The organism is Acidithiobacillus sp. M4-SHS-6 (genome assembly GCF_047421495.1).
Classification (GTDB): domain Bacteria; phylum Pseudomonadota; class Gammaproteobacteria; order Acidithiobacillales; family Acidithiobacillaceae; genus Acidithiobacillus.
In genome coordinates this window covers 2,573,032-2,594,670 of record NZ_CP175559.1, presented here as the reverse complement: position 1 = coordinate 2,594,670, position 21,639 = coordinate 2,573,032, and the positions used below count along the sequence as shown (strand labels likewise).

At 57.3% G+C, this 21,639-nt stretch carries 20 protein-coding genes and 2 tRNA genes; 12 read left to right on the top strand and 10 right to left on the bottom strand.

The genetic code is table 11. The annotated features are described in order from the left end of the window. The first annotated feature begins 14 nt into the window (after nucleotides 1-14). From alr to pepP, 4 genes are all read left to right on the top strand, one after another. Entirely contained in the window at nucleotides 15-1,109 is a 1,095-nt protein-coding gene (gene alr, locus ACJU26_RS13465) for an alanine racemase (protein ID WP_414040134.1), read from the top strand. Further along, a complete protein-coding gene (gene radA / locus ACJU26_RS13460) occupies nucleotides 1,106-2,461 on the top strand; it encodes a DNA repair protein RadA (protein ID WP_414040133.1) in 1,356 nt (451 codons plus the stop codon). The genes alr and radA overlap by 4 nt, the downstream gene beginning before the upstream one ends. Nucleotides 2,462-2,580: 119 nt before the next feature. Then, a complete protein-coding gene (locus tag ACJU26_RS13455) occupies nucleotides 2,581-2,934 on the top strand; it encodes a DUF4168 domain-containing protein (protein WP_414040132.1) in 354 nt (117 codons plus the stop codon). Between the two features lie 125 nt (nucleotides 2,935-3,059). Beyond that, a complete protein-coding gene (gene pepP / locus ACJU26_RS13450) occupies nucleotides 3,060-4,394 on the top strand; it encodes a Xaa-Pro aminopeptidase (protein WP_414040131.1) in 1,335 nt (444 codons plus the stop codon). 8 nt (nucleotides 4,395-4,402) lie between these two features. Here pepP and ACJU26_RS13445 read toward each other — a convergent pair whose 3' ends face one another. Next, a complete protein-coding gene (locus ACJU26_RS13445; RefSeq protein ID WP_414040130.1) occupies nucleotides 4,403-4,984 on the bottom strand; it encodes a hypothetical protein in 582 nt (193 codons plus the stop codon). Nucleotides 4,985-5,291: 307 nt separating this feature from the next. On the opposite strand from ACJU26_RS13445, the gene ACJU26_RS13440 reads away from it, so the two are divergent. From ACJU26_RS13440 to ACJU26_RS13425, 4 genes are all read left to right on the top strand, one after another. Then, nucleotides 5,292-5,597 (top strand): Lpp/OprI family alanine-zipper lipoprotein, encoded by a 306-nt coding sequence (locus tag ACJU26_RS13440; protein ID WP_414040129.1) that lies wholly within the window; start codon nucleotides 5,292-5,294, stop codon nucleotides 5,595-5,597. A gap of 255 nt (nucleotides 5,598-5,852) precedes the next feature. Beyond that, on the top strand, nucleotides 5,853-7,397 hold the full coding sequence (locus ACJU26_RS13435) for a S8 family serine peptidase (RefSeq protein ID WP_414040128.1): 1,545 nt from the start codon (nucleotides 5,853-5,855) through the stop codon (nucleotides 7,395-7,397). 1,175 nt (nucleotides 7,398-8,572) lie between these two features. Then, the gene (locus ACJU26_RS13430; protein ID WP_414040127.1) at nucleotides 8,573-9,391 is read left to right on the top strand and encodes a copper resistance protein NlpE N-terminal domain-containing protein; all 819 of its coding nucleotides are present in this window, start codon (nucleotides 8,573-8,575) and stop codon (nucleotides 9,389-9,391) included. 53 nt (nucleotides 9,392-9,444) lie between these two features. Further along, nucleotides 9,445-11,424, top strand: coding sequence for an oleate hydratase (locus tag ACJU26_RS13425; RefSeq protein ID WP_414040126.1), 1,980 nt, complete (start codon nucleotides 9,445-9,447; stop codon nucleotides 11,422-11,424). A gap of 303 nt (nucleotides 11,425-11,727) precedes the next feature. On the opposite strand, the gene ACJU26_RS13420 is transcribed toward ACJU26_RS13425, so the two are convergent. From ACJU26_RS13420 to ACJU26_RS13395, 6 genes are all read right to left on the bottom strand, one after another. Continuing rightward, a tRNA-His gene (locus ACJU26_RS13420) sits at nucleotides 11,728-11,803 on the bottom strand. Nucleotides 11,804-11,864: 61 nt separating this feature from the next. Next, nucleotides 11,865-12,812: a ribose-phosphate pyrophosphokinase gene (locus tag ACJU26_RS13415; RefSeq protein WP_414040125.1), complete on the bottom strand. Its 948-nt coding sequence runs from the start codon at nucleotides 12,810-12,812 to the stop codon at nucleotides 11,865-11,867. A 49-nt stretch (nucleotides 12,813-12,861) separates the two neighbouring features. After that, nucleotides 12,862-12,936, bottom strand: a tRNA-Gln gene (locus tag ACJU26_RS13410). Nucleotides 12,937-12,941: 5 nt separating this feature from the next. Beyond that, nucleotides 12,942-13,787 (bottom strand): 4-(cytidine 5'-diphospho)-2-C-methyl-D-erythritol kinase, encoded by an 846-nt coding sequence (ispE, locus tag ACJU26_RS13405; protein WP_414040124.1) that lies wholly within the window; start codon nucleotides 13,785-13,787, stop codon nucleotides 12,942-12,944. Continuing rightward, the gene (lolB, locus tag ACJU26_RS13400; protein ID WP_414040123.1) at nucleotides 13,784-14,443 is read right to left on the bottom strand and encodes a lipoprotein insertase outer membrane protein LolB; all 660 of its coding nucleotides are present in this window, start codon (nucleotides 14,441-14,443) and stop codon (nucleotides 13,784-13,786) included. Before lolB ends, ispE begins: the two co-directional genes overlap by 4 nt. Beyond that, nucleotides 14,440-16,101 (bottom strand): tetratricopeptide repeat protein, encoded by a 1,662-nt coding sequence (locus ACJU26_RS13395; protein ID WP_414040122.1) that lies wholly within the window; start codon nucleotides 16,099-16,101, stop codon nucleotides 14,440-14,442. Before ACJU26_RS13395 ends, lolB begins: the two co-directional genes overlap by 4 nt. Between ACJU26_RS13395 and hemA the strand changes: the two genes are divergently transcribed. The 4 genes from hemA to mutM are packed head-to-tail and all read left to right on the top strand — an operon-like array spanning nucleotide 16,102 to nucleotide 20,224. After that, entirely contained in the window at nucleotides 16,102-17,493 is a 1,392-nt protein-coding gene (gene hemA / locus ACJU26_RS13390; protein ID WP_414040121.1) for a glutamyl-tRNA reductase, read from the top strand. Nucleotides 17,494-17,507: 14 nt separating this feature from the next. After that, nucleotides 17,508-18,584, top strand: a complete 1,077-nt coding sequence (gene prfA, locus ACJU26_RS13385; protein ID WP_414041987.1) for a peptide chain release factor 1 — start codon at nucleotides 17,508-17,510, stop codon at nucleotides 18,582-18,584. Then, nucleotides 18,577-19,419 carry a peptide chain release factor N(5)-glutamine methyltransferase gene (prmC, locus tag ACJU26_RS13380; RefSeq protein ID WP_414041986.1) on the top strand — a complete coding sequence of 281 codons (843 nt, stop codon included), beginning with the start codon at nucleotides 18,577-18,579 and terminating at the stop codon, nucleotides 19,417-19,419. Before prfA ends, prmC begins: the two co-directional genes overlap by 8 nt. Then, the gene (mutM, locus tag ACJU26_RS13375) at nucleotides 19,412-20,224 is read left to right on the top strand and encodes a bifunctional DNA-formamidopyrimidine glycosylase/DNA-(apurinic or apyrimidinic site) lyase (RefSeq protein WP_414040120.1); all 813 of its coding nucleotides are present in this window, start codon (nucleotides 19,412-19,414) and stop codon (nucleotides 20,222-20,224) included. The genes prmC and mutM overlap by 8 nt, the downstream gene beginning before the upstream one ends. Nucleotides 20,225-20,260: 36 nt before the next feature. Here the strand turns inward: mutM and ACJU26_RS13370 are convergent, their stop codons facing one another. The 3 genes from ACJU26_RS13370 to rsmD are packed head-to-tail and all read right to left on the bottom strand — an operon-like array spanning nucleotide 20,261 to nucleotide 21,631. After that, nucleotides 20,261-20,512: a YfhL family 4Fe-4S dicluster ferredoxin gene (locus ACJU26_RS13370; protein ID WP_215842621.1), complete on the bottom strand. Its 252-nt coding sequence runs from the start codon at nucleotides 20,510-20,512 to the stop codon at nucleotides 20,261-20,263. Nucleotides 20,513-20,540: 28 nt separating this feature from the next. After that, complete coding sequence (gene coaD / locus ACJU26_RS13365; protein ID WP_414040119.1) at nucleotides 20,541-21,062, bottom strand: pantetheine-phosphate adenylyltransferase; 522 nt, start codon at nucleotides 21,060-21,062, stop codon at nucleotides 20,541-20,543. Beyond that, nucleotides 21,059-21,631, bottom strand: coding sequence for a 16S rRNA (guanine(966)-N(2))-methyltransferase RsmD (gene rsmD, locus ACJU26_RS13360; RefSeq protein ID WP_414040118.1), 573 nt, complete (start codon nucleotides 21,629-21,631; stop codon nucleotides 21,059-21,061). The genes coaD and rsmD overlap by 4 nt, the downstream gene beginning before the upstream one ends. Nucleotides 21,632-21,639: the final 8 nt, after the last annotated feature.

The following is a 21,639-nucleotide window of genomic DNA, read 5'->3' as shown; positions in this document are numbered from 1 at the left end:
GTATGATGACGGTCATGACCCGTCCGATTGTTGCTGAAATTTCCCGTTCTGCCCTGGTCCACAACCTCCGGGTGGCCCAAGCCCATGCGCCCCGTTCCAGAATCATGGCGGCGGTCAAGGCCAATGCTTATGGGCACGATGTGCAGCTCTGTGCTCCCGTCCTGGCGGCTGCCGGAGTGGATGCCTTTGCCGTGGCTTCCTTGGAAGAAGCCGAGACCATCCATGCCTTGCATCTGGGCAAGCCCGTCTGTCTGCTGGGTGGTCCCTTTGCGGCCGAAGAAGTCCCTGTGGCTACAGATCGGGGCTATTGGCTGGTCATTCATGAGGATCGTCAGTTGCTGTGGCTGGAAAGCCAGGCGGCACAGCGCAGCCTGCAGATTTTCATCAAGGTGGATACGGGAATGCACCGTTTGGGCTTTGTGCCCGAGCGCCTCCCGGAAATCCTCGCGAAACTGCAGTCCTACCCACATTGGCAGGTATTGGGGCTGATGAGCCATCTGGCACGTGCGGATCATCCGGAAGATCCTTTCAATCTGCAGCAGATCGAGGTTTTTGAGCAAGTGCTGCAGGCTTTTTCAGGGCTTACCGTGGGGCAGCATAGTCTGGCCAATTCCGGCGCGGTGCTGGCCTTGCCCAAGGCTCATCACTACTGGGTGCGTCCGGGTTTGATGCTCTACGGATTATCCCCTTTTGCCGACAGGAACGGTGTCGATATTGGTCTGCAACCCGTACTTTCCTGGCGGAGTGAAATTGTCGCTACACGCCAGTTACAAGCGGGCGAATGGCTGGGTTATGGTGCAACCTGGCAGGCCCCGGCAGCCTGTCGGGTCGGCGTGGTCGCGGCTGGCTATGGAGATGGCTATCCGCGTCAGTTGGGGACGGATACCATCATCACGGTGGCTGACCAGAAAACCCGGGCTTTGGCACGGGTCAGCATGGACATGCTTTTTGTGGATCTGACCCATATTTCGGCGGATATCGGTAGCGTCGTGCATTTGATGGGTGCCGGAGGTCCTGCGCTGGAGTCCATGGCGGCAAGTCTGGATACCATTCCTTACGAAATGAGTTGCCGTATCCAGATGCGGGTTCCCCGAAGGCTAGGCCCATGAGTCGGGATAAAAATGTGTTCGTCTGTCAGGAATGTGGCAGTAGCAGCAGCAAGTGGCTGGGCCGTTGTCCGGATTGTGGCGCCTGGAACAGTTTTGTGGAACAGCGGGTTGAAAAAAGCATCCCGCGCTCCCAGACGACTTTCAGCAACGCCAGCCCCCCGCAGTTTCTCCATGCGGTTCCCCTGGAAGATCTGGATCGTCGCTCTACCGGAATGCAGGAACTGGATCGGGTGCTGGGGGGCGGGCAAGTGCCCGGTGCGGCCATATTGCTGGGGGGTGAGCCGGGAATCGGTAAATCCACCCTGCTGCTGCAGACGGCCCATCATCTGAGTCTGAATGGCCGGGTGCTTTATGTGACGGGAGAGGAATCTGCCGCCCAGGTGGCCATGCGCGCGCAACGCCTGGGCGTTGCCAAAAGCCCGTTGCGGGTGCTGGCGGAAAACCATCTGGAAGCCCTCGAAGGCCTGCTCCAGACGGAAAAACCCGATTTGTTGCTGGTGGACTCCATTCAGACCTTGTACACCGACAGTCTGCAATCGGCGCCCGGATCGGTTGCCCAGGTACGTGAATGTGCAGCCCGTCTGGTACGTTTTGCCAAAGCCAGTACCACGACCCTCTGGCTGGTCGGGCATGTCACCAAGGAGGGTGCCATTGCCGGGCCGCGTGTTCTGGAGCACATGGTCGATACCGTATTGTACTTTGAGGGAGAAGCGGGGAGTCCTTACCGGATCGTACGCGCCATCAAGAACCGCTTTGGTGCCGCCAATGAGCTGGGGGTCTTCCAGATGCAGGAGGCCGGTCTCAGCGAAGTTGCCAATCCCTCCCAACTGTTTCTTTCCCAGCATGAAAAACCGGTGCCCGGAAGCGTGGTCCTGGCGACCCAGGAGGGCACCCGCCCCCTGCTGGTCGAAGTGCAGGCGCTGGTGACCCCCAGTCCTTTGGCCAATCCTCGCCGGGTGGCCATTGGCCTGGATCCCAATCGCTTGTCCTTGCTGCTGGCCATCTTGCACCGCCATGGAGATACCTTGTTTTTTGATCAGGACGTTTTTGTGAATATTGCCGGAGGTATCCGGGTCAATGAACCTGCCGCAGATCTGGCGGTGGCGCTGGCATTGTTGAGCAGTTTTCGCAACAAGGCCCTGACGGGTCGGCGGGTGGTTTTTGGTGAGTTGGGACTGGCGGGAGAAGTGCGACCCGTGGCCGATGCCCAGGGGCGCATCCGCGAAGCGGTCAAGCTGGGTTTCAAGGGAGCGATCATCCCGCGCAGCGATCCATTGCAGGCCCCTGACAATTTCCGGATCTCTGCGGCCTTGCGTCTGGGGGACGCCATGAATGCGGCTTTTTCAGAATGAATCCGACGGCTTGCAAAATCCCCATGAAGCCGTTAGGGTAACAATTGCGGGCTGGCCAAGTGTTCACGTAATATACTGATATATGTCGCTTATTTTGCTTGTTCGAGAGGAGAAACATCATGCAGAAATCATTGAGTCATTCCATCCGGTCGGGTCTTGTGCTGGTAGCGTTGAGCGTTGTAGGACTGGGTAGCACCCTGGCTTTTGCCGCCACTGCGGAAAGTCCCGCCCAGGTGAAGGATTTTGCCAATGCGGTGCGCCAGATCAAGCCTCTGAACGAGCAGACCCATGCTGAAATCAGCCAGAAAGGTATCAGCAAGGCGAAGCAGGATGCCATCAAGAAAGCCTACATGGAAAAAGTCGACAAGGTGCTGGAGAGCAATCACCTGACTGAAGCCGAGTATTCCAGCATGCTCAAGCAGACCCAGACAGACCCGGCCTTTGCCAAGGAAGTAGAAGCCGCCATGCACTAAGGCTTGGAGCTTGGTCGTATGCGGCAATACCCATACGGCCGGTTGCTGGGATCTGTTGAAAACCGGTAGTGGTTTTCATTCGATCCAGGTTTTATGGCATCATGGGGGCATAGGAGATATGCCCCATGACCCATTTTGATTTGCCTACCCCTGACTATGTATCCCGTAGACGCCAACTCATGCAAAAAATGCATGATGCCTCTGTGGCGGTGATCCCTACGGCGCTTACCAAGCAGCGTAACAGCGATGTGCAATATCCCTTTCGGGGAGACAGTGATTTCCTGTATCTCACCGGATTTAACGAACCTGAAGCCGTGTTGGTCCTGATTCCCGGACATCCTGATGGAGAGCAGATCCTGTTCTGTCGCCCCCGTGATCCTGCCCGGGAAACCTGGGAAGGGCGCCGGGCCGGACTGGAGGGGGCGCTGAGTCAATGTCGGGTTGACCGCTGCTATGCCATTCATGACCTGAACGAGCAGATGCCCGCGCTGCTGGAAAATCGGGAATTGCTGTTTTATCCCATGGGCCAGAGCAGCGATTTTGATGCCAGAGTCATGCACTGGCGCAATCTGGCCAAAGGAAAAACACGTCAGGGCATTCGGTATCCCCAGGAAGTCGTCGATGTGGGCAGTCTCATTCATGAAATGCGCCTGTTAAAGGATGCCGCCGAGCTGGAATGCATGCGGGCAGCCGTGGGCATCAGTGGCTCCGGGCATCGTCATGCCATGCGCCAGTGCCGACCCGGAATGATGGAATACGCACTCTGCTCGGAAGTCGAACATGTTTTCCGGCGTCTGGGCTCGCCCAGCGTGGCTTACCCCAGCATTGTCGGGGGTGGAGAAAATGCCTGTATTCTGCATTACATAGAAAATAATGCCGAATTACGGGATGGTGATCTGGTCTTGATTGATGCTGGTGCAGAAGTCGCGGGTTACGCAGGGGATATTACCCGGACTTTCCCGGTCAACGGCCTGTTCAGTCCGGCCCAGCGGGAAATCTATGAAATCGTCCTGGCTGGTCAGGAAGCCGGGATCGCGGCGGTAAGGGCAGGTCGGCCGGTTTCCGATTATCATGATGAAACCGTCAAGGTGTTGGTGGATGGGCTGTGTGACCTGAAAATCCTTACGGGCAATCGTGATGCGCTCATCGAGCAGGGGGCCTACAAGGCCTTCTATATGCACAGTACCGGACACTGGTTAGGGCTGGATGTTCACGATGTCGGGCAGTACCGCCGCGCCGACAATTCCTCGCGCCCGCTGGAACCCGGAATGGTGCTGACCGTTGAGCCGGGTCTTTACTTTGCGCCGGCCAACCCGTCAGTGCCGGAAAGATGGCGGGGAATCGGCATCCGCATTGAAGATGACGTGGTGGTTACCGCAGGCGATCCAGAAATCCTTTCCCGATCGGTTCCCAAAAAAATAGCCGACATTGAGGCGTTGATGGCCTCTGGACCTCTCTGAGCAAAGGTTCAGACGCTGTGAGCCTCGGCATGATAGGCGTGGACAAAGCGTAAACGGGCTCGCCTGACCCCAAAATCCAAGGCCTGCTGCACACTGCCCATCAGGATGTCTGCGGCCATATGATAGCGTGGGCTCATGGTATCCCAGACAATGCCATGAATGATGGTGCCCGAGGGAAGAATGATATCGATCCTTTCACCGCAGCGATTGCTGCCATTTTTACGCAGAAAAAGATCCTGGGACAAGGCAATCTGACCAGGGCGGGTGGGTCCGCAGGCTGACATGCCTGGATCACCATTGCTTTGATAGGGTAAGGCATTGTATGCCGTAACCCGGCGCAGATAAAAAACCTGATGACGGGCAATCAACGCTCCGTCTCCTGGAGCAACAGGTGCTACTGTCGGGCTACGAGGCTGTTCTCCCGTATTGTCCAGCGGATCGGGCTCGGAAGGATCGGCATTGGCGGGTTTATTCTGGACGATTGGGGTGAGAATGCTGGCAGGCAAACCCGAGGGATCCAGAGCCAGGGCATTGGGTACCATTAAAGCTATCAGGGCAATCCCCATGCCTGTGGATAGACTTTTGATCATGCGTATCCCCGATTTTGAGCAGGTTTTCCGGCGCTTGTACGAAGTTACCAGGAGAGGGGTGTCTTCCTCAAACCATCAAATGGAACAATATTTTATAAAAAATGACGGAAAAATCAATGGGGTAATTTTAGTTTTTTTAAAACAAAGGGTTATATGATGGGCAATGATGTTCGAAGGTGGCCAGCGATGATCTTGCGGGCAAAATACAGGAAGAGAGCGTATACATCGCATAACCGGGACTAGCGTATTGTTGTTTTTTTGACTATTATTCATTTGCTCGTTTTCCAACTCAACAAAGGAGACTGCTATGAGCAAGTTCACCACCGCTTTGAAAGTAACTGCGCTGATTTTGCCCTTGGGCTTGGCCGGTTGCGCTACCAGTTCTGACCTCGCTAAGGTTTCTGCCAAGGCTGATGCCGCGCAGTCCACCGCCAACGAGGCTCTTGCCAAGGCCAACGCCGCCCAGAGCACGGCTACCGACGCCCTGAGCAAGGCCAACGCCGCCCAGAGCACGGCGGATCAGGCCATGAGCACTGCCAATGCTGCCAACCAGAAGGCTGAAGCAGCCAACGAGAAGGTAGAGCGCATGTTCAAGAAGGCGATGATGAAGTAATTTATCGCTGCTGTGGATGTGAAAAGGCCCCGCCGGGTTCCGGTGGGGCCTTTGCTTTTTGGTTAAAAATCCTCCTGCGTCATGGAGATGTTCATATTGGTTTTTGGATTTTGCCTGACAGCATTGACAGGGACTGGGTTCATTAACTATCTTCCTTGCCTATGTTCAATGGGACGGATGGATCAGGCTTGGTGAGCCGGCCGATTCGTTGACCAGGATATGGTCGAGATCGTCCACGAGCCAAAGGAGATGTTGATGGTTGAACTCCGCTATATTCCCTTTCCGCAAAGCCACCACGCCGCACCGGTCAAGGCGGTGCGCGGGGCTCGTCTCGGCGACGGGGAGCCCATCGAGGTCAGCCTCTATCTGAAACCCAGACCCACGGAGGCCGACGCGCGGCAGCCCGTTGTCGATCGCCAGGCGATACTCGCGGCGCGGGCTATCCGCCACGCCCCCGATATCGAGACCATCCGACGCTTCGCTGCTGATCATGGGCTGTCAGTTGTCGAGGCGGATGGGCGGCGACGGCGGGTGCGGCTGGTCGGCTCGGTGGCGGCCATGCGGCGCGCTTTTGGCGTCGACCTGTACCATTATGAGGGCGCCGGAGTCGTGTTCCGTGCCTATGAGGGAACCCTCCATCTTCGTGAAGATATTGCCCCGATCACGGAATCCGTGCTCGGCCTCGACACGCGGCCGGTGGCCGCCCCGCGCCTCCTGCAGCTCGTCGGTGCCGATCGGAGCGCCGTCCATCGGCCGAACGCGATCGGCGCACTCTATGGTATTCCGACGACGCCGACCGGCGAGGGTGAATGCATTGCCCTGATCGAGCTCGCTGGCGGATACCGGCAGAGCGATATCACCGCAGCCTTCGCCGCAATGGGGCTGGTGCCGCCCACGGTCGTTGCCATCGGGGTCGACGGCGCGAGCAACGCGCCGCGCCCGGCGAGCTCGGCCGATGTCGAGGTCGGGCTCGACATCCAGGTGGCCGGCGCCATTGCCCCCGGCGCGCGGATTGCCGTGTATTTCACGTCGAACACCGATGCCGGGTTCGCCGATGCCATCAGCCAGGCGGCCACCGACACGACGAACGCGCCATCGGTGATGTCGATCAGTTGGGGCGCTCCAGAATCGCAATATTCGGAGCAGGCACGGACCACCCTCGACACGGCATTGCAGGACGCAGCCACAGCCGGTGTCACGGTCACCGTCGCAGCGGGTGACAATCTCGCCACCGATGGAATCGAGGACGGCAGGGTGCATGTCGACTTTCCGGCCTCAAGCCCCTTTGTCGTGGGCTGCGGAGGCACGGCGATCACGGTCGCGAACAGGGTGATCACCCGCGAAATCGTCTGGAATAACGGAACCAACGGCACCGGCGGCGGCATCTCGACCGTCTTTCCGGTACCCGCGTTCCAGGCACAGGTGAAACTTCCCACCAATGTGAGTACCGGCGGTGCCGGTCGCGGTGTTCCCGATGTCGCGGCTGACGCCGCGCCCGCGAGCGGCTATCAGGTGACGATCGACGGCGAGAATCTCGCCGTCGGCGGTACCAGTGCAGTGGCTCCGCTTTGGGCTGGGTTCTTCGTGCTCGTCAATCAGGCACGCGGCACGCCCCTCGGCCTCGCCAATCCGGTGCTCTATGCGACGAACCCGCAGGGCTTTCGCGAGATTGTCGTCGGCAACAATCGGCCCGCCGATAGCCCTCTCGGCTATGACGCCGGCCCGGGCTGGAACGCTTGCACAGGCCTCGGCGTGATGATCGGTGCCGCCTTGTTCCGGCAACTCGCCGACAACGGTTGATCAGTCACACAAACAGCCGTTGGGCGGGCATCGGCACGGCACTGGCAAACTATGTCGTTTTCTATCGTGTTGCAGCCGCCAGCATCGAGGTTGTGAATGTGGAGCATGCCCGCCGTGAGTTCCCGGTTTCAGATCCAAAATGAGCAGCCGCATCTTGATAGCGCCTTTTGCTCTGCTCTCAACCCATAACCATGTTGACAGATTTATATTTTGTAGTATATGTGTGTTTATTAATATTCTGATTAACTTTTTACGTGCGCCATTTCAAGGCCTTCTGTCTTTTAATCTAACAACAACTTCTGAAATATGCAGATTTTGTGCATCACAATAGTGCATTAAATCATGCATTAGTACGATAAGCATGAGAATTTGCATCATTTTAGTGCATGCAAGCAGGGGTTCAGCTGATTTTTTTCAATCAACATATTGTTAAGCAATGAAACTTTTTCTTTGGCATAATTTATGCTATTTCCAGGATTATCTTGAGCAGTTACTGGTACTCGCTGCTGGATACAATGCTATATTACTCAGTCGTCACTTTCGGCGTTTCACCTGCATCGCGACGATCATGTATTTGCAGTTATCCAGATCTTTGGCCGTAAAGAATGACGTCATGTGGCTGAGAAGGTCAACGTACCTGCAAAGACGATCTACTGCCCTGGGATGGTAGCATTTTATCCAAAATCAATGCCACACGATGTGCATGCTCTTGGCGAATTATCAATGCACCTTACCTTCGCTTTCGAAGGCTATGACGGTTTTTCGATTCGACGAACTTCCAGAGGATTAATTGAATATTATAGACATTCGGAGACGAGGATCAGGTCTACCATACTCGCATATCCCCGAACTGCTTACAGAGCATATTCCTGCACGACTAGCCCTAAGAAATCTCTACAATTTCTCTAATAGTGATTCAAATATCATTCACATTTGGACTGACTTAAGCAAATTAGCAATACCAAAACGATATGCCAACCCACTTCGCCATCTCGCCACTTCTCCTTCGACGACAGCATCTGAACTCAGCTCAATCTTCGGTTTGTCAATGGATGATATCATGAAGTTCTACCGCTTCGGCTTCGCACATGGGCTTCTCTTAAGCCCAGTACAAATAGATGTTTAATATTCCTGTCAGAATTCACGAAGCAATCGGTCTATTTAGGAGGTAAAGCATGACGAAGTACGTCCGCATTGGTTTGGTATTACCCTTCGCTGTTCTCTTGGCCGCATGTGCATCAGTTACCTCGCCCATGACCCATTCCCCGCCTCCAGCCTCTTCCAGCACCAGCCGGAACTCCCTGGACTGGCAGGGCAGCTATGCCGGCGACCTGCCCTGTGCCGATTGTCCAGGGATCCGTAGTACGGTCGCCTTGAAAGATGACGGGGTTTATGTCCTGACCATGCAGTATGCCGACCGCGGCCCGGAAATCACCAAATATACTGGACATTTTCGCTGGCAAGCGGACGGCAAGGTAATTGATCTTCTAGGGACAAACGGCCAGGATAACGGAAAGTACGCAGTTCGGGAAAACGCTTTGGCGCCGCTAACGGCCGATGGCAAGCCGCTGCAATTTGCCAACAAGACTTGGCTGTTGCACAAGGTGAGCGCGCAGGATGCCGCACAGGGTCTCTATGCCAGCTATGAATGGCGGCTCACAAGCTTGACCGGATATCCCCACTTGCCGGTCCCGGAAGCGACGGCACCTTATCTGGTCTTTCTTCCCGCCGAGCAGCGCGTTGCGGGTTTCGATGGTTGTAATCGAATTGCTGGGGGGGTGGAATTACAGGCACACAAGCAATTGCACTTTTCCCACCTCGTTTCCACGCGGATGGCCTGTGTGGGAGTAAGCATCGACGGGCCATTTTCCAGAGTCTTGGAACAAACCCGCAGCTATGACCTGCAAGGTACCCTACTGCAATTCAAGGACGCAAAAGGCCGGGTCCTGGCGCGTTTTCAGGCCGTGGCCACCCCTTCGAAAAGCCATGACTAGGATTGGGCGGTGACCGACTTTTGATGTCATGGGAATAAAAAGGAGAACTACTAATGGCTGATACCATCAATGCAAATACTCATGCCGGCATAGCTGTAGTGATCGACAAGGAGGGTGATGCCACCCGGCAGTTTTGGGAAAACCGCCCGGAAAACACCGTACCCCCGCCGGACATGAACGGCGTTTATGAGCTCAGCCGGCCACTCCCGACGGAGGGCATCGATAAACGCAAGGCCTATATCATCGGGAGTGGCATCGCCGGGCTGGCTGCGGCTTTTTACCTGATCCGGGACGGCCACATGCCCGGTCAAAACATCACCGTCCTCGAGAGCCTCGGCGTCGAGGGCGGCTCACTCGACGGTGCGGGCAACCCTACGGACGGGTACATCGTGCGTGGCGGGCGGGAGATGTGCTGGAATTACGACAACTTCTGGAGCATGTTTCAAGAGGTTCCGGCATTCGAACTCCCCAAAGGATTCAGCGTTCTGGATGAGTACCGGCTCGTCAACGATGCCGATCCCAACTATTCCAAGGCCCGCTTTATGCACAAACAGGGCCAGATCAAGGATTTCTCCACGTTCGGGCTCACCAAGTCCCAGCAATGGGAATTGGTCCGCCTGCTTCTGAAGCGCAAGGACGAACTGGACGGGATCACAATCGAGGAATATTTCAGCAAGGGCTTCCTGCAGACGAATTTCTGGTTTTTCTGGCGCACGATGTTTGCCTTCCAGAACTGGCATAGTTTACTGGAATTCAAGCTGTACATGCACCGATTCATGGACTTGATCGATGGGCTTCATGACATGTCGTCACTGGTTTTTCCAAAGTACAACCAGTTCGACAGCTTCGTCACTCCGTTGATCCGGATGCTTCGCGACAAGGGTGTGAAGTGCCAGTTCAACACCCGCGTCTATGATCTGGACATGGAAGAGAACGGCGATAATCGTATCGTCACCGCCATCCGCTGCCAGGTCGATGGCAGGGATACGTCGATCGCGATCAGCCCGCGCGACCTGGTCTTTGCGCTCACTGGCTCGATGACCGAAGGCACGGCCTATGGTGACATGGATACTGTGCCCGCGGTGAAGGATGTCACCAACGGCCCGGGCGAAGACAGTGACTGGGCGCTGTGGCGCAATCTGGCGAAGAAATCGCCCATATTTGGCAAGCCGGAAAAGTTCTATGGCGATGCATCCCGTTCGATGTTTGCATCGGCCACGCTTACCTGCAAGGCTTCACCCCTCATTGACAAACTGAAGGAGATCTCTGTCAATGATCCGTACTCCGGTAAAACGGTGACCGGCGGTATCATTACCTTCACCGATTCCAATTGGCTGTTGAGCTTCACGGTCAACCGCCAGCCGCACTTCCCTGACCAGCCCAAGGACGTGATCGTGCTTTGGCTCTACGCGTTGCTGATGGACAAGGACGGCAACCATGTGAACAAGCCGATGCCCGCATGTACCGGACGCGAGATCCTTGGGGAGCTGTGCTATCACCTCGGCATTGTAGACCAGCTGGACGAGGTGGCAGCGAATACCAAGGTGCGCACAGCGGTCATGCCCTATGTCATGGCTCAGTTCATGCCGCGCGCGGCCGGTGATCGTCCGCACATCGTGCCCAGGGGTTGCGCCAATCTGGGTCTCCTGGGACAGTTCGTCGAGACCCATAATGATGTCGTTTTCACGATGGAGAGTTCTGTCCGGACGGCGCGCGTAGCCGTTTATACATTGCTTGACTTGCCCAAGCAGGTGCCTGACATCAATCCAACGCAATACGATATCCGATCCCTGCTCAAGGCGGCCCGCGTCATGAATAACGGCCAACCCTTCCCCGGCGAGCGGCTGCTGCATCGCTTGCTGGACAAGACCTACTTCGCGCACATCCTGCCGCCGCTCCCGGAAGATGAGACGAAGAAGGAGCACCTGGAGGAAGAGTTGACCGGCTTGCTAGGCAAGGGGAACCAGATATTGGAGAACATCTCTGGCTGGCTCGACCAATTCCGCGCCAACCTGCGCAAGAGGGGTGGCTGAGGGCGCCATCAGCGGTGGGCGTCAGTCAGAATCAGCCGGCTTTTTTGGGTTATTGAGAGTGCGGTTGGTTGCGAAGATGTGGTTCCATTACAATCGGAGTACCGTCGCATCTATTTATGTGGAGTCCCCGCTTCGCCGAGGAATTCGGTGCCTTTTGTGCGATTCGAAGACGGCCGTTGGTCTTAGCGGGTAACGGCTGGTTTCTGTCCGCGAAGGTCGGCCTTCTACCAGGTTACCATCTTAGGAAGACGATCACTCAAGTTAGGAAGAATCTTTGCGAATCCATCTAACTTATTGAAAATATGGGGTGGCTGATGGGGCTCGAACCCACGACAACCGGAATCACAATCCGGGGCTCTACCGACTGAGCTACAGCCACCATAATTACGAGACGGAATCATACAACGGGTAGGGTCTCACCGCAAGGCGAAAGGCCGGGGTCAATCCATGAAGAGAGAACTGACCGAATCCTCTTCGGCGATGCGACGGATGGTTTCGGCCAGCAACTCGGCAACGGACAGGACGCGGATCTTGCTGCTGGCCCGGGCATCCGGCCTGAGCGGTATGGTGTCGGTCACGACCAGTTCATCCAGATCGGATCGCTCAATGCGTGCCATGGCCGGGCCGGATAGCACCGGGTGCGTACAATAGGCACAGACCTTGACCGCACCTTGGGCTTTGAGCGCATGGGCTGCCTCGCAGAGAGTGTTGGCGGTATCCACCATGTCATCGACAATGACGCAGGTGCGCCCTTGTACATCGCCGATGATGTTCATGACCACCGACTCATTGGGACGAGGGCGGCGTTTGTCGATGATGGCCAGATCCACCTCCAGACGCTTGGCAATGGCCCGGGCGCGTACCACGCCACCCACATCGGGGGAGACGACGATCAGTTCCGGATAGCTTTTGCGCCAGATATCTCCCAGCAGAATCGGTGAGGCGTAAATATTATCCACGGGCACATCAAAAAATCCCTGAATCTGATCGGCATGCAGGTCCATGGTCAGGACCCGATTGGCACCGGCGCTGGTGATCAGGTCGGCTACCAGCTTGGCGGTGATGGCGGTGCGCGACCGGGATTTGCGGTCTTGGCGGGCATAGCCGAAATAGGGCATGGCCGCAGTGATGCGATTGGCAGAAGCGCGCTTCAGGGCATCGATCATGGTGAGTAATTCCATGAGATGGTCGTTGGTGGGTGCGCAGGTAGGCTGGAGCACAAACACATCCCGGCCTCGCACATTTTCCAGGATTTCCACAAACACTTCGCCATCGCTAAAAGCGCTGACTTCGGCGCGGCCCAGGGGGATTTGCAGAAAGCGGGCCACCTGGGCCGCCAGAACAGGATTGGCGTTTCCACTGAACACCATAAGGTTGCCATGGGCCATGTGATGTCATTCTCTCTATAGCAGGTGGCAAAGCAGTCCGAGGACAATTTGGCTGGGGCGCCAGGGATCGAACCTGGGAATGCCGGAATCAAAATCCGGTGCCTTACCGCTTGGCTACGCCCCAATAAATCACTGCTCGGTCGGATCATACAAGGGATGCTGGTTTAATCCTTTGACCGCCCAGGATCGCCAGCATGGAGGTACCTGTCTGGCGATGTTCCGGGCGCTTTCAGCATCTTCGGCAACCCCAAAAACACAGGCACCGCTGCCCGTCAAACGAACATCCCGCAAACCCTGGCTTTGCAGCCAGTGAATGGCGTGTTCGACTTCCGGGTAACGGGCACATACGGTGCTTACCAGGGTGTTATTCATGGCTCCGCCGAGAAACGCGCCTATTGTGCTGGGCGGGTGCTGGCGTGTCAATTCTGGCGCGGTAAAAATTTCCCGGGTGCTGACCGCAATGCCGGGATGCACCAGCACATAATGGGATTCGGGCAGATTCTCCAGGGCGGATAACTGTTCGCCGATGCCTTCTGCCCAGGCGCTGCGCCCATAAATGAAAATCGGCACATCGGCGCCCAGTTGTTTTCCCAATGCCATCAGCTCTTCGCGGCTAAAACCGGCGCGCCAGAGGCGATTGAGCACTATCAGGGTACTGGCCGCATCGGAGGAACCGCCACCAATCCCGCCCCCCAGCGGCAGGACCTTGTGTATGTGGATATGGACCCCTTCCCGGATACCTGCGCTTTCCATCAGCAATCGGGCAGCACGAATCGTGAGATCATCGGCTTCACTGACGCCTTCGGCACCCCCAGTTCGGGAAAAATGCCCCGGTGGCTGTGAACTGAATTGCAACTGATCGGCGAAATCGATGAACTGAAAAACCGTCTGTAGTTCATGGTAGCCGTCAGGGCGCTGACCAATGACCCGGAGCATCAGGTTCAGTTTGGCCGGGGCAGGATAGGTGATGCTCATGACGGGTCGCTTTGGCCCATTTGCCAGCGGGTAATGGCCATGCGCAGAGCAATCCCATCCGGACCATTGGCCTGCAATAATTGCGGCATGGTCAGTCCGCCGACCGGGGCATAGCGGAGATAATGCACCTGCCAGGGGCCACTGCGGAGCATCTCCGGCAATCCTGAAGCATTGTCGCTGATGGTACTGTTGTTGCCGGGCAAACCCAGCATCCAGTCCGGCAGTTCTGCAGCCGGCAATTCGACATGCAGCACCATGTTCAGCAGGGTGGACAGATTCCGGGCTTGCCGATGTTCGCCGGTAATGGTTTCCAAATGGGCTCCGGAGGCATCTACGGTGATGCGTGCCACCGTTCTGCCCAGTGGGTCGTAAATAGACAGTGCCTGGAGCTGGGGGGATTGTTCCCAGCGAAAGCCGAAGTTTTCATGGTGCTTGGGGGTGCTGAGAGCCGCTTCGCCGCTGGCCCGCCAGTATTTCAGGCTGGAAATTACCTGGTTACGTTCGGCCGTAGGGAGAACAGGGGAGGGGCTGGGGTGCATGGGGGCCACGGTCGCGCAGGCCGTGAGGGCCAGTGCGAGCAAAAAAACCGCAAAAATGCGGAGCGGAGATCGGTTCATCACCGCAAATGGAATGGTTTTGAGAAAAGGCATACTCATGGCTGGCGGGTCAGTTCCTGGCGGAGAGCGGTGTCATTGGGATTTTTGTCCAGCGCCTGCTGCCAGACGTCGCGGGCTTCCTGATATTTGCCCAGTGCCCACAGAATGCGTCCCAGATGCCTGCTGAGTTCGGGGTCATCGGGCAGCGCCTGATGGGCTTTTTGCAGATATTCCAGCGCTTTTTGATTGTCGCCCTGACGGTGATGGAGCCAGCCGATGCTGTCCAGAATCTCGGGATTGTCGGGCTCCAGGCTGATGGCCTTGTGCAGGAGCTTACTGGCCTCAGACAGGTCCTGATTTCTTTCTACCAGGCTGTAGCCCAGAAAATTATAGGCCTGGGCGTTATCAGGGGCGAGCTGGATAACCTGATGCATGGACTTCTCCATGGCGGGGTAATCCCCGAGCTGCTCCTGAACCGCGCCCTGGGCGTACCAGAGTTCGGCGTTGTCCGGAAGGCGTTCCAGGGCTTGCTGGAGAATCTGCAAGGCTTGTTGAAGCTGGCCACTGTTTTGCAGCAGGTCTGCCTGAAGCAGGGGAATCTGGACCTCATCGGGATGCGCAGTTGCCAATTTTTGTAGGTGATTCAAAGCCTTCTGGTGATCCCCCAGCAGGTATTCCACCCGCGCGCTGCGGAGCTCCACTTCGGGGTACAAAGGTCCGGAGTGAATCCGCTGATACCATTGCAGGGCTTCTGCCCAATGGCCCTGAGCTTCGTAGAGTCTGCCCAGGTAATAAATGGGCGCAGGAGACTGGGGCGCCAGGTTGCGGGCGCGCTGGAGCTGGCTCTCGGCGGCATGCCAATGCTGACGTTCCATTTCCATGATGCCCAAGGACAAGGCAATTCCCGGATTTTCGGGATCTTGCCTGGCCATCTGCTGATACAGCCGATAGGCCTGGGTCATGCCTCCCATTTTCAGATACAGGGCGGCCAGATATTGGCGCGCCAGGATCGCATCGGGATGACTGGCGGTAAAAGACTGGATGCTGTGCAGGGCAACCGTCGGGCCTTGGGTGGCTTGCAGGGCTTCAGCAAGGTGAATGGCCGCTTCCTGCCAATCGGGGCGCAGGCTGAGGGCTTTCTCCAGCCAGGGGATGGCGTGAGCCGCTTTGTTTTCGATCAGATCGATCCGGCCCAGGGTGTAGAAGGCGCTGGCCGAATGGGGGTCCTTGTCCGCCAGGGCGGTCAACAAACGCCGCGCTTCGCCGCTTTGCCCATGGGCCATCAACAATTCGGAGAGTTGCAAGGTAATTTTAGGGTCATCCGGAAAACGTGCCAGAGTGGCCTGGAGTAGTTGTATGGCTTGTTGTTCCTGGCCTTTGGTCAGCAACAGAGCCGCCTCAAACTGATCCGCCTTGGCGCTGTTGGGTGCCAGTTCCCGCCAGTGTTTGACCAGCTTCAGGGCATCGTCAAAGTCCCCAAAGCGGGCAGTGACCTGGGTGGCTCGTTCCAGCACATTGGCTTCCGGGGCGAGTTTGGCGGCCTCATTCCATGCGGGTATGGCCAGCTTGGGCTCCTGCTGCAGGGTTGCAAATTCGGCGACCAGCAAATAATACAGTTGTTCACCGGTCATTCCGGCGCTGCTGGTATCGGCCAGGGCATTTCCCGCGATGAGGCCCAGCAGTAGTCCTGCCACCATGCCGCCCAGCTTGCTTCTCATGTGCCCTCATACTCCGGATCAACAAAAAACAGCAGGCACAATAACTGCTGGCGCTACGGCTTGCAATCCTGGGCGTGGTCGGCGACAATTCAGCCCCTTCATCGTCGCTCTGCAGGGACGGTCGCTGCCATTTTCTGTTTTGGTTTAAGTCATCATACGGCCCCGATTGCGGTTCGGGAAAAGGTTGCCTTTTCACCGGAATCACTGGCTGTGGCGCATCGTGATCTTCTCGATCAGGGGATCGCCAAGGAAGCGTTGATTGTTTCCACCTGCAATCGCACCGAAATTTATGTTCATGGTGGTCATGGCCTGAATCGTCAGGCGTTGCAGAATTGGCTCTGCGCTTTTCATCAGGTTGATCCCCGGTCCCTGGATGGACATGTGTATTATTCCAGCGATGCGGAAGCCGTGCGCCATCTCTTTCGAGTGGCCTGCGGTCTGGACTCCATGATCATCGGGGAACCCCAGATTCTGGGACAGGTGAAAGATGCCTATCAGATAGCTGCAGACTGTGCTTCTGCAGGTCCGGTACTGAATCGTCTGCTGCATTGGACTTTTCGGGTGGCCAAGCGGGTGCGTTCGGAAACGGCCATTGGTTCTGCGCCGGTCAGTGTGGCCTATGCGGCGGTGAGTCTGGCCAAGCAATTGCTGGGTGGACTGGAAGGCCGTTCGGTATTGCTGATTGGTGCCGGAGATACCATCGAACTGGTCGCCACCCATTTGCGCGAGCATGGTGTCAGCACCTTTGCCGTGGCCAATCGCAGTCCGGAACGGGGAGAACAACTGGCGAGCAAATTTGCGGGTAATGCCCATGCCCTGGAAATGATCCCCAGTCTGCTCCACGAAGTGGACGTGGTGGTGAGCTGCACGGCCAGCACCCAGCCCATCGTCAGTCGGGAGGCGGTATCTGCCGTCATGGCGCAGCGCGAACGTGGCGACCTGATGCTGGTGGATCTGGCAGTGCCCCGGGATATTGCTCCCGAGGTGGAAAGCATCGAAAAGTGTTATTTGTACACCCTGGATGATCTCAATGATATTGCCCAGGCGGGCATGCGGGCCCGGCGCGAAGGGGCTGCCGCTGCTGAACGGATTATTGCCGATGAGGTCAGTCAATTTCAGCAATGGCGGGAAAGTCTCGACGTGGTTCCCGCCATTCGACGGCTGCGCGATCACGTCGAAGAACGCCGTCAGGACGAAGTGCGCCGTTTTCAGCATTATCTGGATCAGGGCCAGGATCCCCACGCTGTCCTCGACGCCTTCTCCAAGGCCCTGATCAACAAAGTGCTGCATGATCCCATTGCGACCTTGCGGCAACCCTGTCAGGAAGCCACCAATGAGAGCCTGGTCGCGGCGCTGGATATTCTGTTCCATCTCAGTGACGCCGAAGGATGAGTCTCAGCCCACGCTTGCAGGGCCAACTGGAGCAATTGGCTTTCCGTTTTGAAGAGTTGAGCCAAATGCTGGCCAGCCCCGAGCTGCTCAACGATGCGCAGCGTTTTCAGACCCTTTCCAGAGAACTGGGTGAAATCAGCCCCATACTTGATTTGCTGCGTCGCCACGAACAGCGGCAACGGGATCATGACGAAGCGGAAAAAATGCTGCTGGAGGAGCGTGATCCCGATTTGCGGGAAATGGCCCATGACGAGCTGGCCAGTGCCCAGCGTGATCTGGCGGCACTGGAAGAATCCTTACGCTGGCGATTGTTGCCCAAGGATCCCAACGATGAGCGCAACGTGTTTGTGGAAATCCGGGCCGGTACTGGCGGGGAAGAGGCGGCCCTTTTTGCTGGAGACCTGCTGCGCATGTACACCCGCTATGCCGAAAGCCAGGGTTTTACGGCCCTGCTGTTGTCCGCCTCGGAATCCGAGCGGGGGGGTTACAAGGAAGCGGTGCTGGAAATCAGTGGGCGCGGAGCCTATTCCCGACTCAAGTTTGAATCCGGTGGGCATCGGGTCCAGCGGGTGCCGGAAACCGAAGCCCAGGGCCGTATCCATACTTCCGCCTGTACGGTGGCGGTGTTGCCGGAAGTGGGTACGGTCAGTGAAATCACCATCAATCCGGCAGATCTGCGGATTGATACTTTCCGTGCCAGCGGGGCCGGTGGTCAGCATATCAACAAGACCGACTCGGCCATCCGGATTACCCACATCCCGTCGGGTCTGGTGGTCGCCTGTCAGGAGGATCGTTCCCAGCACAAGAACCGCGCCCGGGCCATGGCCCTGTTGCAAGCAAGACTCCTGGAAATGGAGCAGGAAAAGCAGCAAAGCAGCGCCGCACAAACCCGTCGCTTGCTGATTGGTTCGGGTGATCGTTCCGAACGGATTCGCACGTACAATTTCCCCCAGGGGCGCCTCACCGATCATCGCATCAATCTCACCCTCTACCGACTGGAAGCCATTCTGGCGGGTGATCTGGATGCGGTCATTGAACCCCTGATCAAGGAATACCAGGCCGATTTACTGCAAAACCTGGGTGATGACTAGTCTTCAGGAATGGCATCTCTGGATGAGCGCGCAGTTGGCGGCAGTGACGGATCAGCCGGCCCAGGAATCACGCTGGCTGATGGCCCACAGTCTGGGTTTGCGTCCTGTCGAGTTGCTGGTCAACGCCCATGAAAGCTTGGGTCATGCCGAAAAAGACCGTCTGCAGAATCTGCTGGACGAACGCCTCCGTGGGGTGCCCCTGGCCTACTGTCTGGGTGAATGGTCCTTCTACGGTCTGGATCTGGAAGTGAATGCCGCCGTATTGATTCCGCGTCCCGATAGCGAATTGCTGATCCATCTGGCGCTGGCGGAGGCCGATGCGGGGAATGCCCAGCGGATACTGGATCTGGGCACGGGATCAGGGGCATTGGCTCTGGCGCTGGCCGTAGCCCAACCGCAGGCCCGTGTTTTTGCAGTGGAGCGGAGTCCTGAGGCACTGGCCGTGGCCCGCCGTAATGGCGAGAGGCTGGGCGCAAAGGTAGAGTGGCTGGAAGGGGACTGGTTCGCGCCTCTGGATCCGGCCCTGCGTTTTGATAGGATTGTTTCCAATCCCCCCTACCTCGCCAGTGCGGATCCCCATTTGCCGGAATTGCAGCATGAACCCCTGGCGGCGCTGGTGGCCGGACCCAGCGGCCTGGAATGTCTGGAAAGCATCATTCAGGGCGCTGCCGCGCGCTTGCATCCCGGCGGCCAAATTTTGCTGGAACATGGCTGGGAACAAGGGACTGCCGTGGGCAGTCTCTTGCTCGAGCAGGGTTTCCAGCAGGTGCAGACCCATGTGGATATCGCCGGCAGGGAGCGGGTGACCACGGCCAGGAGTCCGGACCATGCCTGAACTGCCGGAGGTGGAAGTTACCCGTCTGGGCATCAGTCCCCCGCTCGTCGGGAAAATCCTGCAGGGGGCCATCGTCCGTGAACCGCGCCTGCGTCTTGCCGTGAATTCCGATCTGGAGGCCCGCATCGCCGGTCAGCAGCTCCGGCAAATACGGCGGCGCGGCAAATACTTGCTGCTGGATCTCGATACCGGCAGCATCCTGATTCATTTGGGGATGAGTGGTCACTTGCGGGTGCTGCCTCAGGAAACCCCGGTAGTCAAGCATGATCACGTCGACCTGCTGTTCAGTCAGGGCATTTGCTTGCGTTTTCATGATCCCCGCCGTTTTGGCGTGTTGCGCTGGCTGGAAGCCGCGGATGCGCACCCGCTCATCGCCCATCTGGGACCAGAACCGCTGGGTCCGGACTTTTCCGGGGATTACCTGTATGCCCACAGCCGCCAGCGCCAGATGCCGGTCAAGACCTTTCTGATGGATGCCCATCAGGTGGTTGGCGTCGGGAATATTTACGCCAATGAAGCCTTGTTCGACGCCGGCATCGATCCTCGCCGCCCGGCCGGGCGGATTTCCCTGGACCGCTACCGGCGCCTGGCGGAAGCGGTCCGCGGGGTGCTGGAGGCAGCGATTCGGCAGGGCGGCACCACGCTGCGGGATTTTACCCGACCGGATGGCAAGAACGGCTATTTTCGACTATCCCTGGCGGTGTACGGACGAGCAGGGCAAGCCTGTAACCGCTGCGGGAAAACCTTGCTGGGAATACGCATCGGAGGACGGGCGACGACTTATTGTTCCCATTGTCAGCATTAATCTGCGCCCCACTGTTGATGCTGCTCGGAGAAGCCTTCACGCCTGCCCGGTAAGCTGCAGGAACTTGTCTTGCAGTTGCTCGGGGGATTCCGCATGTTCGGGGTCCTTGCTGATGCAATCCACCGGACAGACTTCCATGCACTGGGGGGTGTCATAATGCCCCACACATTCCGTACAGAGATTGGGGTCGATCACATAAATATGCGGACCCATGCTGATGGCGCTATTGGGACATTCAGGCTCGCAGACATCGCAGTTGATACAGTTGTCATCAATACGCAGAGACATAACTTGCTCCTTGGACCGGTTCTATATTCTACTTTGCTGAAGAACCTTGGTCCACCTCGTCGCGGAAGTGTTGTTTCAGGGCCAGGGCCACTGCGGGCTGGACAAAGGCGCTGACATCGCCGCCCAGACGACTGATTTCCCGAACCAGGCTGGAAGAAAGAAAGGTATGCTGATCGGAGGTCATCAGGAACAGGGTTTCAATCTGGGCATCCATGCGCCGATTGATGGAAGCCAGCTGAAACTCGTGCTCAAAATCCGAGATGGCCCGCAGGCCCCGTAAGATCAGATGGGTTTTTTCTTCTTGCAGGAGGTGGATCAACAAACCCGAAAAAGGACGGACCCGGACTCCCGGTATGGCAGCGAGGGTTTTCCGGGCCAGAGCGACTCTTTCCTGCAGGGGGAATATGGGATTTTTAGGCGTTTCCGCGGCGATGGCGACCACGACTTCATCAAAAAGCAGGGCGGCACGGCGCACCAGATCTTCGTGGCCATGGGTGATGGGGTCGAAAGTACCAGGATAAATGATGCGTCTGGGCTGGGGTGGGTTCATGGCTTGTCCAAATCCTCCTGCTGGTTACTGTACAAGGTGTAAAAGGCCTCGCCACAATGCCCGTGACGATGGACGCGCCAGCCCGCCGGAATGTCTTCCTCCTGCCATTGTTCGGCAGCCGAGCTTTCCAGATAGAACCAGCCTGGATTCCGCAATGTTGCCGGAGAGCGCAACGCATTGGCCAGGCGCCGGGGCCAGCCCTGATCAAAGGGGGGATCCGCAAACACTATATCAAAGGGGCGGGGACCCTGCTGCAAATAAAAAAGCGCGTCCTTGCCCGCCAACTGGCTCTCCCCAACGTCACAACGCTGCAGGTTGCGTAATAAAATGGCGCGATGCTGCGGATTTTTTTCAATAAAAACCACTTCCTTGGCATTGCGCGACCAGGCCTCCAGGCCCAAGGCCCCGCTTCCGGCAAAGAGATCCAGTACCCGCGCCCCGGCAACCGCGCCACCCAACCAGTTAAACAGCCGCTCACGAACGATTCCCGGAGTGGGTCTGACGCCGGGTCCGGAGGGGGTCAGCAGGCTTCGGCCCCGACAGCGACCCGCAATAATCCGCACGGTCATGAATATCC